Genomic DNA, 16,978 nt, shown 5'->3' with positions numbered 1-16,978 from the left:
TCCGTTAGTCGATGGCGTGGTTATCCGGCGTGAAGCTGACCCGCACCTCGGTGCCGCCGCCGCTGCGCGGTAAAATATTGCAGCGGCCATGCAGGCTCTTGGCGCGATCGCGCATGATGATCAAGCCGTAATGGTCGGGGCGAGACGTCTCGGCCGGCAGGCCGCGTCCGTTGTCGCATACGCTCAGGGTCACTTCGCCCCGCTTGTTGATGACCTGAATGCTTACCTCGCTGGCGGCGGCATGCTTAAGGATGTTGCTGAGCGCCTCGCGGGCGATCTGCAGCAGGTGAATGGCCTGGTAAGCCGGCACCGTGCGTGGCCCCAGTTGGTAATCGAGGCTGATGGTCAGACCCAGTTTGGGATTGAACTCCGCCACTGTCGATTGCAGCGCCGCCAGCAGGCCCGGTTCGGTCAGTTGCAGGCGGAAGGTGGTCAGCAGCTCGCGCAGCTGGCGATAGGCGCCGTTCAGCTCTTCGCGCATCTGCTGCACCAGCGCCTGGCTGGCCGACGAGAGCGTTTCGCCCTGCATCTGCAGGCAGGCGATTTGCATTTTCAGGCAGGAAAGCGATTGGGCGATGGAGTCGTGCAGCTCGCGGGCGATCGCCGCCCGTTCTTCCATCAGCATCAGCTGCTGCTGATGGTCGACCTGACGCTCGATGGCCAGCACGCTGGTCAGCTGCTCCACCAGGGTGTTGATCAGCTGGCGGTGCTCATCGTTCAGCGGCTGTTGCGGCGCATGCTGTGCCACGATCACGCCGTAGTCGCCGAGCTTGTCGCTCAGGCTCCAGCTCAGCGACGGATTGTCGGGATGCTGGCGGTCGCTGTCGTTCAGGCAGGCGCTGCACACCGGGTTATGGCAATGCTCCGGCCGCAGCGGCTGGTTGCCGCTCAGCTGCAGCAGCGGTTCCCGGCTGTCGTTTTCATACAGTCGCACCTGAATGGCGCGCAGCGGCGTCAGGGTTTGCAGCTGGTTGAGCAGCGGCGTCAGGCGGCTGCACAGCGGCTCGCTGGCGTGCAGCAGGCGGCTGGCGCGATAAAGGAAGCTCAGCACCTGATTCTTTTGCTGCAGGTCCGCGGTCTTCTCGGCCACGCGCTGCTCCAGCCCGCTGTAGGTGGCCGACAGTTCGTCGGACATGGTGTTCAACGCGCCGCCGAGCGACGCCATTTCATCCTGATGGCCGCGCTGCGCGAAGCGGCGGCTAAAATCGCCGCGGCCCACCGCCAGCGCCATTTCCACCAGCTGTCGCCACGGATGCAGCAACCGGCGGCGCAGGTAGCAGGTGGTGCCGATCAGCAGCAGCAGGGTCAGCGCGATGAAGCCGGCCTGCACCAGCGTCACCATCAGCAGGCGGCGCTCGGTTTGCCTGTCGATATCCGACACCAGCTTATCCAGCAGCTGCACGAAGTGCGCCACCTGCGGCGCGGCGTCGGCCGGGCGCTGCGCGCTGCGCAGGCGTGGTTGCAGGGTCTGTTGCCAGTAGTCGCGCAAGGCGTCGAAAGGTTGCGTCAACCCTTCCTGCTCCACCGAACGCTGCAGATCGGGGCTGTTTTCGTCGCGCTCCAGTTCGCGAATCAACGCTTCATGCCGTTCATCCAGCGGCACCTGCGCCAGCAGACGGTAGCTTTGCATACGCAGTGAGCCGGCCTTGTTGATGGCGTGCGCATTGCCCTGAATGCTTTGCGACATCCAGGCGGAAATCCCCATGCCGGCCACGCCCAGAATGCCCGACAGCAACATCAGCAGGGCGACCTGATTCACGATCGAAAGCGGGGCCAACAGGCGTTTCATAAGCGCGGGTTCCTGGCATTTGGCGCCGCTGAAACTCAGGGGGAGAGGCGGCGACGGGGTAAACAAGTAACGATTCAGCCGTATTTTTGATTATCCCTGAGCATAACCCCATACCTCGAATGAAGTACCCATTAGTTTCCGGCGGGACGGCGCAGCGGTGAGAGTAGCGGCGTGATGTTTTCTAATGCGTTGATTTAAAGTGATTTAATTTTTATTTTGGGCGTACCCCTAAGGGGATGAAGGCGCTATTTGCGCCGCCAACTACTTGCATTCGGGTTGATATACATCAACTTTGCCGCCGGGGCCGCCCCCTAGGGTGTGCAGAATGATCCCCCGTGTCTGAGGTTTTTATGTCGCAACTTGCAACGCCTTCATCAAAGAAAACCGGTGCGCTGATTCAGGACTGGCGTCCTGAAGACAGCGCCTTTTGGCAGCAGCGTGGCCATCGCATCGCCACCCGCAACCTGTGGATTTCCATTCCCTGCCTGCTGCTGGCCTTCTGCGTCTGGATGCTGTTCAGCGCCGTCGCGGTCAACCTGAACAAGGTGGGCTTCAACTTCACCACCGACCAGCTGTTCCTCCTGACGGCGCTGCCGTCGGTGTCGGGTGCTATTTTACGCGTGCCGTATTCATTCGTGATCCCGCTGTTTGGCGGCCGTCGCTGGACCGCCATCAGCACCTGCTTCCTGCTGGTGCCGTGCTTGTGGCTGGGGTTCGCGGTGCAAGACAGCAGCACGCCGTACAGCGTGTTCGTCATCATTTCCCTGCTGTGCGGCTTCGCCGGCGCCAACTTTGCCTCCAGCATGGCCAACATCAGCTTCTTCTTCCCAAAAGCGCGTCAGGGCGGCGCGTTAGGGCTCAACGGCGGGTTGGGAAATCTGGGCGTCAGCGTCATGCAGCTGGTCGCGCCGCTGGCGATTTCTTTCAGCCTGTTCGGCCTGTTTGGCGGCACGGCGCAAAATCAGGCGGAGGGGGGGCAGCTGTGGCTGGAAAACGCCGCCTGGGTCTGGGTGCCTTTCCTGCTGGTCGCCACCCTGGCGGCTTGGTTCGGCATGAACGATCTGGCGGCGGCCAAGGCCTCGCTGCGCCAGCAACTGCCGGTGCTCAAGCGTGGGCATTTGTGGATGCTGAGTTTGCTGTATCTCGCAACCTTCGGTTCTTTCATCGGTTTCTCCGCCGGTTTTGCCATGCTGTCGAAGACGCAATTCCCGGACATCGTGATCCTGCATTACGCATTCTTCGGGCCGTTCCTCGGTGCGCTGGCGCGGCCGGTCGGCGGCGCGCTGTCTGACCGTTTCGGCGGCGTGCGGGTGACGCTGATCAACTTTGTGGTGATGGCCGTATTCGCCGCGCTGCTGTTCCTGACCTTGCCGACGGCGGGTGAGGGCGGTTCGTTCATCGCCTTCTACGGCATCTTTATGGTGCTGTTCCTCACTGCGGGGCTGGGCAGCGGGTCGACTTTCCAAATGATCGCCGTCATTTTCCGTAAAATCACTGTCGATCGCGTGAAAGCGGCCGGCGGCAGCGACGAGAGCGCGCAGCGTGAAGCGGTGACGGACTCCGCCGCCGCATTGGGCTTTATCTCGGCGATCGGCGCCGCCGGCGGCTTCTTCATTCCCCAGGCATTCGGCACCTCGCTGGCGTTGACCGGTTCGCCGGCGGGGGCAATGAAAGTATTCCTGGTGTTCTATATCTTGTGCGTGGTGATCACCTGGGCGGTGTATGGCCGCAAGAAAAAAGCCTGAGTATCAAACGTCTTTCTCAATCCCTCCCGGCAGGGGAGGGATATTTCGCTCATTCCGAGTCATCTCTCCTCGCCTCCTCAGTGAAATTTTCTGTCTTTAGGTAAAATTCTCATCTCCGCTTGCCGTTTTTTTCTTTTTTTATAGCACTATCTCTCAATGTGGGAATATTTTCGCCAAAACGGATTATATTATTTGTACGTTTTTTTCGTTTTATTGAGAGTATTCTTACATTAAGGCGTTAATATCTTTCCGCAGATTAAATGAAATTTCCGGGACGGTAAGGCATAATTAGTGCGATTGTTATAAAATCAGTAATAGGGTTTTGTCATAGATGCTGCACGCACTGAGTGGAATGTGTAACGGGGTTAAATCAGATAACTCTCATTCTGTTTTTTCCGGCTTTTTGTAGTCTATCTGACAATCAGATTAGGTGGAAAAACACAATGAATTCACGGATAAGAATGAAATTTCACAATTTTATTCGATTAACAATCTAACAACGCCGCTAGTTTTTCCTTTTTAAATCAATGAGGTGACCATTTGAATTTTACGGTAGCCATGAAAGAAATCCATGTTGCCAGCAGGGAAAAAGAGTCATTTGGGTAAACGGAACATCCTTAATAAGGCCTAATGTAAAAAATGAAATCAGAAAATTTTTATAAAGGCCAATATCCGATGAATGCAACCTGTTGAGTTTACATTTAATTTCTTGAACATTTTTTGATATTTCTATACAAAGTGTGCAGGACAGGCACGCTAAGGAAATTAAAAGTGAATCTTGATAAAAGAATAAAGATTAGGAATCTCGATGTTCTGACTCCTGCCGGGGAGAAATTTCGTCTGCGTTGGAAGGAGTATCAAATTCTTTCGCTGCTTGTCGCCAGATCGCCAGAGCTGGTTACACGAACGGAAATTATAGAAAATATCTGGAAAGGAACTTACTGCTCAGATTCAACGATAAATCAAACAATTAAATCTATTCGCCAAAAAATTAGCGACACGGAACATACGCTTATCAGAACCATTCCCCGTTTGGGTTACAAGGTGGAAAATCAAGCGGCTTTTTACTTTATATCCGAGGATGAGGGCTACGCTGATGATGATATATTAAATGGCGATGAAAATATTGGCGTTGATATTCAAGCGGAACTTTCTGAAAATGAAAGTGAGTCGTCTGAAACAAACGATGAAAAAATAGATAAGCCGCGTAAATCGACGCTGGTGGCTGCGCCTGTTGCAACGGTAGAGTCAGCTCATGAACCCACGCGTGAAAAAAAATCGACGACGGCGCGGCGCTTTTTCAGCATGCCCGCCAGCCGCGTAGTGAAATACCTGACGGTATTCGCTTCTTTGCTGGTTATTTCACATTTTTCATATGTGCTCGGCAACCAAACTCGTCCACCGGTGATCAATGATATTCAGAACAACACGCGCGTGGTGTTGACGCTGACGCTGAATAATCCCCATACCAACAGCCCGCAAACCCTGCTCTGCCTGTACCAGGGCGAGAGCATGGAGCAGGCGACCATCGAATGTGTCGACCCTAAGCAAGGGCAGCTTAAGTTGCCGGTAAAATATGAGACTTCTTCTACGCCGGGTAAAGGTCGGATTAATCTCATATTGCCGAACAAAACCTTGCAATATCAAGTTGCTTACGATGTTAAAAATTAGTGCTGAATGAGGTTTTATCTTTAGCGATAATTTTACATTTGATGAAATCTTTTATTTCATTATTTGTTATTTGAAAGCCAGGTTCGATTTGTCCAGTCTGGAACTCATTACCTAACGCATATTAGCGTCCTGTTTCCATCGCGGTGACAGGAATAATGAGAACCTGCTGAGTGACAAATTATGGATAAGCGTAAAGTAGCTATTATCGGGGGTTCCGGTTTTATCGGAACACGCCTGGCAAAACGTCTCAGTGCGCGCGATGATCTGACGTTGGTCATCGTTGACAAGCAACCCAGCGCGCATTTTCCGGCGCTCTATCAGTATGGCGACGTGACACAGCCCCAGACCCTGCAAGAACCGCTGGCGGGCTGTGACGCCATCATTAATCTGGCGGCGGAGCATCAGGACAACGTCGATCCTATTTCGCTCTATTATCAGGTCAATGTCGAAGGCGCACGCCATGTCTGCATGACCGCCTCCGCCTTGAATATCCGCCAAATCATTTTCACTTCCTCGGTGGCCGTTTACGGGTTCGTCGAGCAGGAAACCGATGAAGGGGGACGTTTCGATCCCTTCAACCATTACGGCAAGTCCAAGCTCGAAGCGGAATACGTTTATGAAGCGTGGCGCAAGGCGGATAGCGCAAACAAATTGACCATCATCCGCCCGACGGTGGTATTCGGTGAAGGCAACCGGGGCAATGTGTATAACCTGTTTCGCCAGATCGCCAGCGGCCGATTCGTGATGATTGGCAGCGGCAATAATATGAAGTCGATGGCTTACGTTGAAAATATTGCCGCGCGGCTGGAACATGCGTTGGACCAGCAGTCAAGTTATCAGGTCAGCAACTACGTCGATAAACCGGATTTTACGATGAATCAATTGGTCGACGTTATTTCCTCCTCGCTGGGCAGAGAAAATAAGACGATTCGCATTCCTTATGTGGTGGGCATATGCGGGGCGACCGCATTGGATGTCGTGAGTAAAATAAGTCGTAAAAAATTCCCAATCAGCCGCGTCAGAGTGCAGAAATTCTGCGCCAGAACGCAATTTAAAAGTAATGTGAAAAATAATTTCGTGGCGCCGGTTGAACTTGATTCGGCAATCGAAAGAACCATTAAACATGAGTTTTCTGATAGATAACTTAACCGCACGCTGACGTTATTTACTTATTTCCGCCGACAAGCGGATAAATCTGTATTTTTCAGGATTAACTCATGCTGACTTATATCCTGGCCGGATCAATTTTGTTTTTGTTAATAGCGCATTGGGAGCTGTAACTCAAGGGCGGTAGCGTGCTTATTCGCTGGAGGAACGATGTTATATCAACTGAGCGTGATATTTGTGCTGGCGGTCGCCTGGGTGCTTATTGCCCGCCGGGCCGCCTTGACGGTGGGATTGGTGGATAAGCCCAATGCGCGCAAGCAACATCTGGGACATATTCCGCTGGTCGGCGGCATCGCCATATACCTGACGCTGATGCTGATGACGCTGTGGCAACCCGCCTGGCTGCCCGACAGCACCGTCTATCTGCTGTGCATTACGGCGCTGGTGGTATTGGGCGTGCTGGATGACCGCTTTGATCTGCCCGTGGCGCCGCGCGTCATGGTGCAGGGAGGGATCGCGCTGGCGATGATGCTGGCGGCAGGGATGCAGCTTTCCTCATTGGGTTATGTCTGGGGGCATCAGGAAGTGATGCTCGGCTATGGCGCGTTGCTGCTTACGCCGCTGGCGGTATGGGGAGCGATCAACGCCTACAACATGGTGGATGGCATCGATGGGCAACTGGGCGCCTTGTCCTGCGTTACCTTCGTTGCATTGGCCATTGTGTTCGGATTGGGCGGCCGGGAAGATCTGGCGCTGTGGTGCCTGGGCCTGATCGCCGCGCTGGCGGCTTATCTGCTGTTCAACCTGAGCCTGTTCGGCGCGCGCAACAAGATCTTTATGGGGGACGCCGGCAGCATGGTGATCGGTTTCAGCGTGCTGTGGCTGGTGTTGCTGGCGACTCAGGGGCCGCAGGCGGTAATGCGTCCGGTCACCGCGCTGTGGCTGATCGCCATTCCGCTGATGGACATGGTGACCGTGATGGTGCGCCGCCTGTTGCGCCGCCAAAGCCCCTTCAAAGCGGGCCGCGATCATTTGCACCACATTCTGATGCGTCGCGGGCTCAATGCGCGCCAGGCGCTGGCGATGAGCACCATGCTGGCGGTGACGCTGGCCTGCGTCGGCATTTGCAGCGAAGTGCTGCAGCTGCAGGAAAGCCTGATGCTGGTGGCGTTTCTGTTTTGTTTCTGCGGTTATTTCGCCATGTTGCGCGAACCGCGTCAGGCGACGGTGTTCAGCGATAATCCGACCGTCGGCCGTTAATCCCCTCACGGGCTGCGGCAGCAGCCCGCTTATCACGGTACTTCCATGAATTTTCATTTGCCTCTTTTGATGCCGTTGGCCTTCACCTCCGCGTTGTTGAGCGGGTGTACGGTGGTCCCCGGCTCACATTTACCGACCAGCGGAAAAGCCATCGTCGTGCAGCAGGATGACGATTTCGATTTGAATGACCAGGTGCAGGTTTACCGCATGTCGCCGATGCTGCTGCAGAAAATGCGGCGCGTAGAACCGGTCGCCCGGCCGAATCCGGCGCTGGATCAGCGGTTGCAGAACTATCAATACCGCATCGGCGTCGGCGACGTGTTGAACGTCACCGTCTGGGATCACCCCGAGTTGACCACGCCGGCCGGGCAGTACCGCAGCGCCAGCGATACCGGCAACTGGGTGCATGCAGATGGCACGATCTTTTATCCCTATATCGGGCGAGTGGCGGTGGTGGGCAAGACCGTCACCGAAGTGCGCAGCCTGATCGCCGGCCGTCTGGCGCAGTACGTGGAAAGCCCGCAGGTGGACGTCAGCATCGCCGCTTTTCGTTCGCAGAAGGCCTACGTGACCGGCGAAGTGAAAACCTCCGGCCAACAGGCGATCACCAACGTGCCGTTGACCATTCTGGACGCGATCAACGCCGCCGGCGGCCTGACGGACAACGCCGACTGGCGCAACGTGGTGCTGACCCATCAGGGCAAAGAGCGGGCTATTTCGCTGCAGGCGCTGATGCAGCGTGGCGACATCAGCCAGAACGCGCTGCTGCAGCCGGGCGACATCCTCTACATCCCGCGCAATGACGAATTGAAAGTGTTCGTGATGGGCGAGGTGGGCAAGCAAGCGACGCTGAAGATGGATCGCAGCGGCATGACCCTGACCGAAGCCCTCGGATCTTCCGAAGGGATCAGCCAGACGGTGGCGGATGCGACCGGGGTGTTCGTGATCCGGCCGAGCGGCGGTAAAACGCCGCAGCGGCTGGCGACGCTGTATCAGTTCGATCTCTCCGACGCCAGCGCGCTGGCGATGGGCGCTGAATTTCAGCTGCAACCTTACGACGTCGTGTACGTCACTGCGGCGCCGATCGCGCGCTGGAACCGTTTGATCAGCCAGCTGGTGCCGACCATCAGCAGCTTTAACGATCTCAGCGAGGCTACCTTGCGCGTGCGCAACTGGTAACTCCGCAGGGTGAATAAGGAACAGAAGATGAAAAACAATGCGCTGTCCGTGATGGTGGCCGAACAAGATGAAAAGCTGGAGTGGGAGCGGCTGATCGGGCCGCTGTGGGATAACCGTTGGCGGATCGCCGTCGTGACCGGTTTGGCCGGCGTGCTGGGCGTCGCCTACGCCCTGTTGGCCACCCCGGTGTATCAGGCCACGGCGGTGGTGCAGGTGGAGAAGCAGCTGTCCGGCGATTCGCTGCTGCGTGAAACGCTGGACAGCACGATGGGGCAAAGCTCGGCGACGCAGGATGAGGTGACGCTGGCCAAGTCACGCTACGTGCTCGGCAAAACGGTGGACGCCCTCGGCCTGACGGTGCGCGTCAGCCCGGACTATTTCCCGGTGTTCGGCAAAGGCCTTGCCCGGTTGAGCGGTGAAAAGCCGCCGGTGCTGAACATCACCACGCTGACGACGCCGGCGGACATGCAGGGCGAAGCGCTGACGCTGACGGTGCGCGACGGGCAGCATTACGAATTGAGCCATGACGGCGACAAACTGTTCAGCGGCGTGGTCGGGCAGCCGGTGGCGCAGGGCGGTTGGAACATGACCGTCTCGGCGCTGGACGCGGCGCCGGGCGCCAGCTTTACCGTGGTCAAAGTCGCGCGTCAAGAAGCGGTGGATGATCTGCGCAAATACCTGGACGTGGTACCGGGCGGCAAGGACAGCGGCATCATGGCCTTTACGCTGCCGAGCGAAGATCCGCAGAGCGCCGAGGCGATGCTGAAGAACATCACCGACAACTACCTGCAACAGAACGTGGACCGCAAAACGGAAGAGGCGCAGCGCATGCTGGCGTTCCTGCAAGAGCAATTGCCGCAAACGCAAACCTCGCTGAACAATGCCGAAACCCAGCTCAATCAGTTCCGCCAGCAAAACGACTCGGTGGATCTGTCGCTGGAAGCCAAATCGGTGCTGGATACTCAGGTGCAGCTCGAAGCCCAGCTCAATGAGCTGACCTTCAAGGAAGCGGAGATCTCCAAGCTCTATACCCGCGCGCACCCGGCTTACCGGGCGCTGCTGGAAAAGCGCGCCACGCTGGAGGCGGAAAAGGCGCGGCTGGGTAAACAGGTGCAGACGCTGCCGAAAATGCAGCAGGAGATCCTGCGCCTCACCCGCGACGTGCAGGTGGATCAGCAGGTTTACATGCAGCTGATGAACAAGCAGCAGGAGCTGAGCATCAGCAAGGCCGGCACGGTGGGCAACGTTCGCATCATCGACGAAGCGGAAACCGCTATCCGGCCGATTAAGCCGCAAAAGATGCTGATCGTCTTGTTGGCGCTGCTGCTGGGGGCGGGAGGCGCCGCCTCGGTGGTGCTGCTGCGCGCGGCTTTCCATCGCGGCATCAATGATATCGATACCCTGGAGAAGCGGGGCATCAACGTCTACGCCACCGTGCCGCTGTCGCCGTGGCAGGTCAAGCGCAACCGCGAGCAGCGCCATTTGCTGCCCAAATCCGGCGGCCGGCGCTTGCCGATCCTGGCGGTGGCCGAACCGACGGATCTGTCGGTGGAAGCGATCCGCAGCCTGCGCACCAGCCTGCATTTCGCCATGATGGAGGCCAAAAACAACATTCTGATGGTCTCCGGCGCCAGCCCGGAAAGCGGCAAGAGCTTTACCAGCACCAACCTGGCGGTGGTGGTGGCGCAGGCCGGGCAGCGGGTGCTGTTGATCGACGCCGATATGCGCAAAGGCTTCCTGCACCGCTGGTTGGCGGATGATGGGCATCAGGGCCTGTCCGACATGCTGGTGGGCAACGTGACGGCGGAACAGGCGGTGCGGAAAACCGCCATCGCCAACCTGGACTTCGTGCCGCGCGGCCAGGTGCCGCCGAACCCGTCCGAACTGCTGATGCACCGCCGTTTCGCCGATTTTCTGCGCTGGGCCGGGCAAAACTACGATCTGGTGCTGATCGACACGCCGCCGATTCTGGCGGTGACGGACGCGGCGATCGTCGGCAATCACGCGGGCACCTCGCTGCTGGTGGTGCGCTTTGAGGTGAATACCGTCAAGCAGATCGAAACCAGCATGCGCCGCTTCGAACAGAATGGGGTGACGATCAAGGGCGTGATCCTCAACGGCATGGTGAAGAAGGCGGCAACCGACATGAGCTATTACAACTTCGCCTACCCAAGCCATCGGGAAGAACGCCCGCAGGCAGGGGAGTAAGCGGGTGAAGGCCATTATCACCAATGCCCTGTGGCTGATGCTCGAACGCGTTTCGCTCAGCCTGTCCGGCATCTTCGTCTCCATTTACGTTGCGCGCTATCTGGGGCCCGCGCAGTTTGGCGCGCTCAACTATCTGTTGGCGACGATCGCCATCGTGGTGCCACTGGTGCAGTTGGGCGCCGACAGCATCATTTTCAACCGCGTCGCCCGCCGACAGCCGAGCGGCATTCGCCTGATGCTGGCGTCAATACGCCTGCGCCGCCGGCTGTTCCTGGTGGTGGCGCTGCCGATACTGATATGGAGCTATTTCAGCCAAACGCCCGCCAGCCAACTGATGACGCTGTTGCTGCTTGTCAGCGCCTATTTCTCGATTCAGGACGTGTACAAGATTTATTACGATGCCCGCCTGCAGTCGAAACGCAATACGCTGATCAACAACCTGGCGCTGCTGCTGTCGATCGGGCTGCGGCTGGCGCTGGTGAGCGCCGCGCTGCCGCTGGTGTGGTTCGCGGTACCCTACATCCTCAGCAGCGCCGTGCCTTACCTGGTGCGCCTCTGGTTATTCCGTGGGGAAGCTGCGGCCTCGCCGCGGGTTACGCCGCGCCAGGCCAGGCGCTACGGCCGTTACTTGCTAAAGGTGGGGCTGCCGTTGGCCATCTCCAGCCTGTCGATAGTGATCTATACCCGCATCGATCAAATCATGCTGGGCAATCTGGTCGGCGAACAGGCGGTAGGCTGGTTCAGTGCCGCCACCACCCTCAGCCAAGGCTGGGTTTTCGTGCCGATGGCGCTGATCACCTCGTTGATGCCGGGCATTGCCAGCTGCCGCGATCCGTTGGAGCAGGAGTACCGTATCCGGGTGCTTTATCTGGTGGTCCTGGGCCTGTCGTTGCCGGTGTTGCTGGGCCTGTGGTGGTTCGCCCACCCGGCCATTGCGCTGCTGTACGGCGCCGCTTTCCAACCGGCCGCCAACATCCTGGCTATTTGTACGCTGACCTCGCTGTTTTCGGTCATGGGGACGGTTTCGTACCGCAGCATCGTGCTGTTCGCCGGCTATCGCTTTATCGCCATCAAGATGCCGTTGGTGGCTGTGGCGAACGTGGTGATGAATCTGCTGCTGATCCCGCGCTATGGCCTGATCGGCGCGGCGGTGTCTACGCTGCTGGCGGAATTCATTTCGTTCTTTGTGCTGAACAGTTTATTCCGTGGCGGAAAAATTACCCGACTGCAGCTGACCTGTTTTTACTGCCTGCCGCGTCTTGTCAGCAAATTAAGGAGAGAGCATGTTAAACATCCTGGTTAAAAACATTTCCAAGCGCCTGCCCGATGCCTGGCACCATCAGGTTAAATACGCGCTCTATTTCAAGAAGCTGCCGCACCTGTCAAAACCGACCGGCTTCAGCGAAAAGATCATGCGCCGCAAAATTTACCCGCGCAGCATCTACACCACCTTGTCGGACAAGTTCAAGGTACGTGAATTTATCGCCGGTCTGTGGGGCGAGGAGTACCTGGTGGAGCTGTATGCGCATGGCACTGAACTCAGCTACGAGATGTTCAGGCAATTGCCCAACGCCTTTGTGCTGAAGGCCAACCACGGCAGCGGTTATAACCGGTTGGTGTTCGACAAGCGGCAGGTTAGCTACGCGGAGTTGTACGATCTCAGCAACGCGTGGATGCGCAGCAACTTTTATGAGCAGAGTCGCGAAAAGCATTATCTGGATATCGAACCCTGCATCATGGTGGAGCGCATGTTGCTGGATGGCGAACAGGTGCCGAACGATATCAAGTTTCATTGTTTCAACGACAATCATGAAATTCGCATGTTCATCCAGGTGGATTATCAGCGCTTCGGCACCCATCGGCGCGATATTTTTGATGTCGACTGGAACCGCACCGAAATCCGCATCAGCTTGCCCAATGCCGACGAACCGATGCCGCGCCCTACGCGGCTGGATGAAATGATACGTTTGGCTCGCCAGACGGCGCAGCAGTTCTCTTATGTGCGCGTGGATTTCTACCAGGTCGGCGAGAAGGTGTATTTCGGTGAGTTGACGTTTACGCCTGGCGCGGGGCTAAGCAAGCTGATGCCGAAAAACATTGAGCAGGAATGGGGCAGTTATTTTACTGAGTAAACGCTTATGCAAAGAGTCGCCTCCAATTTTCAAATGCATGCCAATGCCGGTTATAATCAGTCGCGGGATTTGATCAATCAATCCATCGTATTGACCTTCCTGCTGATGTTTTTCGTGAAAACCTTCCTGACCTCGGGATCGTTCAACAGCGAGCTGATTAATAAAGCCGTGCTGGGGCTGAATGGCCTGATGTTGCTCTATGTCGGCTATGCATTTTTTATCGCTACGCTGGCGGAAAAGGCGGTTGCGGGTTTTTTGGTTCTGCTGTTTCTTATGAATATTGCCACCGGGCATGGTGATTATCTGTTTGGTGCGGTATTCAGCACGGCGGTGATAATTTTATTTCGTCGTATCGAAATGGGGCGTGGCGCTGAAATGTTTGCCATCACCTTTGTGGTGGCAGGGTTGCTGGTGGTTATTCCCTATACCTTTTACACTGATGGGTTTGTTTACCTTGATGAACGTTATGGCAACAGATTAACGCTGGGGTTCGATAACCCGAATACCCTGGCGTATTATTCTTTTGCCTTGTTCGCCACACTGCTGTGCCTGATCGACCATGCGAAATTAACGCGTGGAATGAAAAATATCGCTTCGTTGGCGGTATCGGCGTTAATTCTCCCGGTGCTGATGTATTCCTATTCTCGCACCTGTTTTATGCTGGCGTTGTTGATGCTGCTGCTGTTTTGGCTGGCGCCGCTGCTGCGTGTCGCCCCCAACAGAAAAGTCTGCATCGCACTGACGTTGGTCATTGTAGGCTTTCAATTCGCCAGCGTTATACGCTGGGGGAACAATCCGGCATTGGACGTGCTCTTGAACCAGGCGCTGACCGGCCGGATCTGGTTCTCCTGGCAGATGTTTCAGGCGGTGGGGCTACCCAATCCGCTGTTCGGCATGAATATAGAGCCGTATAAGCCAGTCGATTTCTTCTTCATCGCCATGTTTTATTCGGCCGGTGGCATCGCCTCTGTCGTCATGCTTTTTTGTTATTTTCACTTGTTGGGCAATATGCGCAGGCTGAGTCGATTCATGCGCTGGGTGGTGGTGGTTTTCCTGTTAACAACCTTGACGGAAACCTATTTTTTGGTCCCGGTATTTAACGTGTCGTTATTGTTGCTTTGCCGTGGAAAAGAAATAATAAATTCTAAGCTGGAGGGTTAAGAAATGGATTTCTCTATCGTGATCCCTATTTATAATAGTTCGCGCTACCTGCCTAAAACGCTGAAGCGAATTTTCAACGCTTGCCAAGGGTTCGACTATCAGGTGATTTTGGTTGATGATTGCTCTGACGAGGATGACATCAAATCTATCCGCCAGATAGCGGCGACCAATAGCAATGTGATGCTGCATGAGAAAAAACAGAAGAGCAATGCGGCGGTATCGCGCAACTTAGGCACCAAGTTAGCGCAATCGGAGATCGTGTTTTTCCTCGACTCCGATGATTACTTCACAACCAACTATATTATTCGCCGCATGAAGAAGCATGAAGATCGCCAGATTGATATTATCTTCGGCAACTATGCGGAGGTGAGCGGCGATTCGGTACGCGACTTCAACTTCCACTACAAATCCGGTTCTTCCGGCGAAGATTTTCTTTTTCTGGAAATGGGCGATATTCGGTCATCCACCATCAGCATGCGTAAAAAAAGCGATCGCCGCTTTTTATTTCCCGAGTTTCTCAACAAGCATCAGGATTGGGGTTTTCTGGTCAACGCCACCAATTTGGGCGCGCAAGTGGCGCATGACGCCGGCGGCGGGGTGTTTCTCGACGTGGGGCGCTACGGGCGCATGACGGCGAAGCTTAATCTGGAGGCCAGCGACCGCTTTATCAATACCTTCCTCAGCCCCAGCGATCGCCATATCAGCGGATTCGCCTGTAAGCATCTGCTGGCCTCGCTGTATTCGGAAAACGCCCAGGCGTTCAATTATTACTCGTCGCGCATCGTGCGGCATAGCCTGAGCGGCAAGTTCAAGATGATCAAATGGTATGGCGATTGTCTGGCGCGGTTGGGGTTGTTCTCGGTTGGCGGCCGGCTGCTGCGCAACGTGCGCCAGGGATTCAGGAGATGACATGCAACCACGCAAGATAATCATCGTTATCGAAAATATGGCGGGCAAGGGCGGTACTGAGAGGGTCGCCAGCGGTTTGGCCAATGCGCTGGCGCGTTTGCCGGGTTACGAGGTCGCGGTGTTTTCGCTGTTTGGCGAGCGGAGCTTCTTTCCGCTGGCGAGCGACGTCCGGTTGCGCTGCGGCGGTGGCGATTCGCTGTTCTGGCCGTGGCGGCTGGCGTTCGCGCTGCGGCGTGAACGCGCGGACGTGATCATTACCGTTTCCATGGGGAAACTGTCGGTGGTGATGACGCCTTTCCTGCGTTTGTTCTGTGCCCGCAGCCGGCTGCTGTTGAGTGAGCACGTCAGCTTTCACCAGTATCCGCGCGTATTTAAGTGGCTGAAGTTGCTGGTTTACCGGCTGAGCGATCGCGTGATTTTCCTGACGCGGCAAGATAGCGACGCCATCGCGCGCTGGGTGGGGGCCGGGAAATGTAGGGTGATCGAGAACGTTTCGCCGTTCCGCGCACAGGCGCCGACGCCGGCGCTGCAGCAAAAGGTGGCGCTGGCGGTGGGGCGCTTGAGCAATCAGAAGGGCTTCGATCGTCTGATCGCGCTGTGGCGAGGGGTGGCGGCGCAGGTGCCGGATTGGCGGCTGCTGATTATTGGCGACGGCCCGGAGCGCGATGCGCTGCGGCGGCAGATTGAAGACGCCGGGCTGGCGCGGCAGGTGAGTCTGCTGCCGGCCACCGCCGACGTGGCGGACTATTATCGCCAGGCCAGCCTGTATTTGATGACCTCTCGCTATGAGGGATTGCCGATGGTGTTGATCGAAGCCATGAGTTTCGGCCTGCCGTTGGTGGCCTACGACTGCAAGACCGGCCCGGCCGAGTTGATAGACGACGGCGTCAACGGCTATCTGGTGCCCGATGACGACGCCGCCGCCTTCAGCGAAGGGGTGATCAAACTGATGCTCGATCCGGGTTTGCGCGAGCACTTTTCTGTCGCCGCGTTAGAGAAGTCTCGCCGTTTTTCTCCCGAACGTATTTATCCCCAGTGGCAACAGCTCACCGAGTGAGGACAAAATGGAAAAGATATCCGTAATCATGCCGGCCTACAATGCCGCGAACTCTATCAAAGAGTCGATTCTAGGCGTGCTGAACCAGCGATTTACCGATTATCACCTGTATGTGATCGATGATGCGTCCACCGACGATACTGCCGAGGTGGTGCGGCCGTTTATCCACGATCGCCTCACCTATATACGCAATGAGCATAATCAGGGCGTGGCGGAAACGCGCAACATCGGCATTGAGGCGGCGAACGGCGACTATATCGCCTTCTGCGACAGCGATGACGTATGGCTCCCCAACAAGCTGTCGCGCCAGGCGAGCATTTTGCAAACCCGCCGCTACGACGTGGTGTGTTCCCATTACTACACCTTCGAAGACGACCTGAAATTGATCAAAAACACCCGTGGCGCGGAAGAGCTTATCGGCTATCAGGACATGTTGAAAAGCAACTGGATCGGTAATCTCACCGGCATCTACAATCAAAAGCGCATCGGCAAGGTGTATCAGCAAAAAGTGGGCCATGAGGACTATTTGATGTGGCTGGCGGTGCTGCAGAAGGCGCGTAACGGCCTGGCCTACTGCATTCCTGAACCGCTGGCCTGTTACCGATTGTCTACCCATTCGCTGTCGGGCAACAAAATCCGCGCCGCTGACTGGCAATGGCGGATTTACCGTCAGCATTTGGGGCTGTCTTACCAGAAATCCTGCTATCTGTTCGCCACCTATCTGTTCAATGCCGTGGTGAAAAGGAAATGACCATGAGGG

Annotated in this window: 13 protein-coding genes; 12 read left to right on the top strand and 1 reads right to left on the bottom strand. The window is 56.4% G+C overall.

Annotated features, from left to right (window positions below; translation table 11 throughout):
* Positions 1-4: 4 nt before the first annotated feature.
* A complete protein-coding gene (narX, locus tag SSARUM_RS14045) occupies positions 5-1,789 on the bottom strand; it encodes a nitrate/nitrite two-component system sensor histidine kinase NarX (protein ID WP_043147601.1) in 1,785 nt (594 codons plus the stop codon).
* Positions 1,790-2,139: 350 nt separating this feature from the next.
* Here narX and SSARUM_RS14040 point away from each other — a divergent pair, with 350 nt between their 5' ends.
* The 12 genes from SSARUM_RS14040 to SSARUM_RS13985 all read left to right on the top strand — a co-directional run bounded on the left by SSARUM_RS14040 (position 2,140) and on the right by SSARUM_RS13985 (position 16,969).
* On the top strand, positions 2,140-3,534 hold the full coding sequence (locus SSARUM_RS14040) for a NarK family nitrate/nitrite MFS transporter (protein ID WP_033647734.1): 1,395 nt from the start codon (positions 2,140-2,142) through the stop codon (positions 3,532-3,534).
* Between the two features lie 771 nt (positions 3,535-4,305).
* The gene (locus SSARUM_RS14035) at positions 4,306-5,205 is read left to right on the top strand and encodes a winged helix-turn-helix domain-containing protein (protein ID WP_060418930.1); all 900 of its coding nucleotides are present in this window, start codon (positions 4,306-4,308) and stop codon (positions 5,203-5,205) included.
* A 180-nt stretch (positions 5,206-5,385) separates the two neighbouring features.
* On the top strand, positions 5,386-6,348 hold the full coding sequence (locus SSARUM_RS14030; protein WP_049212712.1) for an NAD-dependent epimerase/dehydratase family protein: 963 nt from the start codon (positions 5,386-5,388) through the stop codon (positions 6,346-6,348).
* Positions 6,349-6,522: 174 nt separating this feature from the next.
* Positions 6,523-7,572: a UDP-N-acetylglucosamine--undecaprenyl-phosphate N-acetylglucosaminephosphotransferase gene (gene wecA, locus SSARUM_RS14025; protein WP_049212714.1), complete on the top strand. Its 1,050-nt coding sequence runs from the start codon at positions 6,523-6,525 to the stop codon at positions 7,570-7,572.
* Positions 7,573-7,617: 45 nt separating this feature from the next.
* The gene (locus SSARUM_RS14020) at positions 7,618-8,751 is read left to right on the top strand and encodes a polysaccharide export protein (protein WP_033647730.1); all 1,134 of its coding nucleotides are present in this window, start codon (positions 7,618-7,620) and stop codon (positions 8,749-8,751) included.
* A 27-nt stretch (positions 8,752-8,778) separates the two neighbouring features.
* The gene (locus SSARUM_RS14015; protein WP_033647729.1) at positions 8,779-10,959 is read left to right on the top strand and encodes a polysaccharide biosynthesis tyrosine autokinase; all 2,181 of its coding nucleotides are present in this window, start codon (positions 8,779-8,781) and stop codon (positions 10,957-10,959) included.
* Between the two features lie 4 nt (positions 10,960-10,963).
* The gene (locus SSARUM_RS14010) at positions 10,964-12,262 is read left to right on the top strand and encodes a flippase (RefSeq protein WP_033634932.1); all 1,299 of its coding nucleotides are present in this window, start codon (positions 10,964-10,966) and stop codon (positions 12,260-12,262) included.
* Positions 12,243-13,091, top strand: coding sequence for an ATP-grasp fold amidoligase family protein (locus SSARUM_RS14005; protein WP_048321684.1), 849 nt, complete (start codon positions 12,243-12,245; stop codon positions 13,089-13,091). Before SSARUM_RS14010 ends, SSARUM_RS14005 begins: the two co-directional genes overlap by 20 nt.
* Positions 13,092-13,097: 6 nt before the next feature.
* Positions 13,098-14,252 carry a hypothetical protein gene (locus SSARUM_RS14000; protein WP_033647724.1) on the top strand — a complete coding sequence of 385 codons (1,155 nt, stop codon included), beginning with the start codon at positions 13,098-13,100 and terminating at the stop codon, positions 14,250-14,252.
* A gap of 3 nt (positions 14,253-14,255) precedes the next feature.
* The gene (locus tag SSARUM_RS13995; protein WP_033647723.1) at positions 14,256-15,161 is read left to right on the top strand and encodes a glycosyltransferase family 2 protein; all 906 of its coding nucleotides are present in this window, start codon (positions 14,256-14,258) and stop codon (positions 15,159-15,161) included.
* A gap of 1 nt (position 15,162) precedes the next feature.
* Positions 15,163-16,218 (top strand): glycosyltransferase family 4 protein, encoded by a 1,056-nt coding sequence (locus SSARUM_RS13990; protein WP_033653670.1) that lies wholly within the window; start codon positions 15,163-15,165, stop codon positions 16,216-16,218.
* Between the two features lie 7 nt (positions 16,219-16,225).
* Positions 16,226-16,969: a glycosyltransferase family 2 protein gene (locus tag SSARUM_RS13985; protein ID WP_033634927.1), complete on the top strand. Its 744-nt coding sequence runs from the start codon at positions 16,226-16,228 to the stop codon at positions 16,967-16,969.
* The last annotated feature ends 9 nt before the right edge of the window (positions 16,970-16,978 follow it).

Source organism: Serratia sarumanii (genome assembly GCF_029962605.1).
Classification (GTDB): domain Bacteria; phylum Pseudomonadota; class Gammaproteobacteria; order Enterobacterales; family Enterobacteriaceae; genus Serratia; species Serratia sarumanii.
This window is presented reverse-complemented; position numbering and strand designations above follow the sequence as displayed.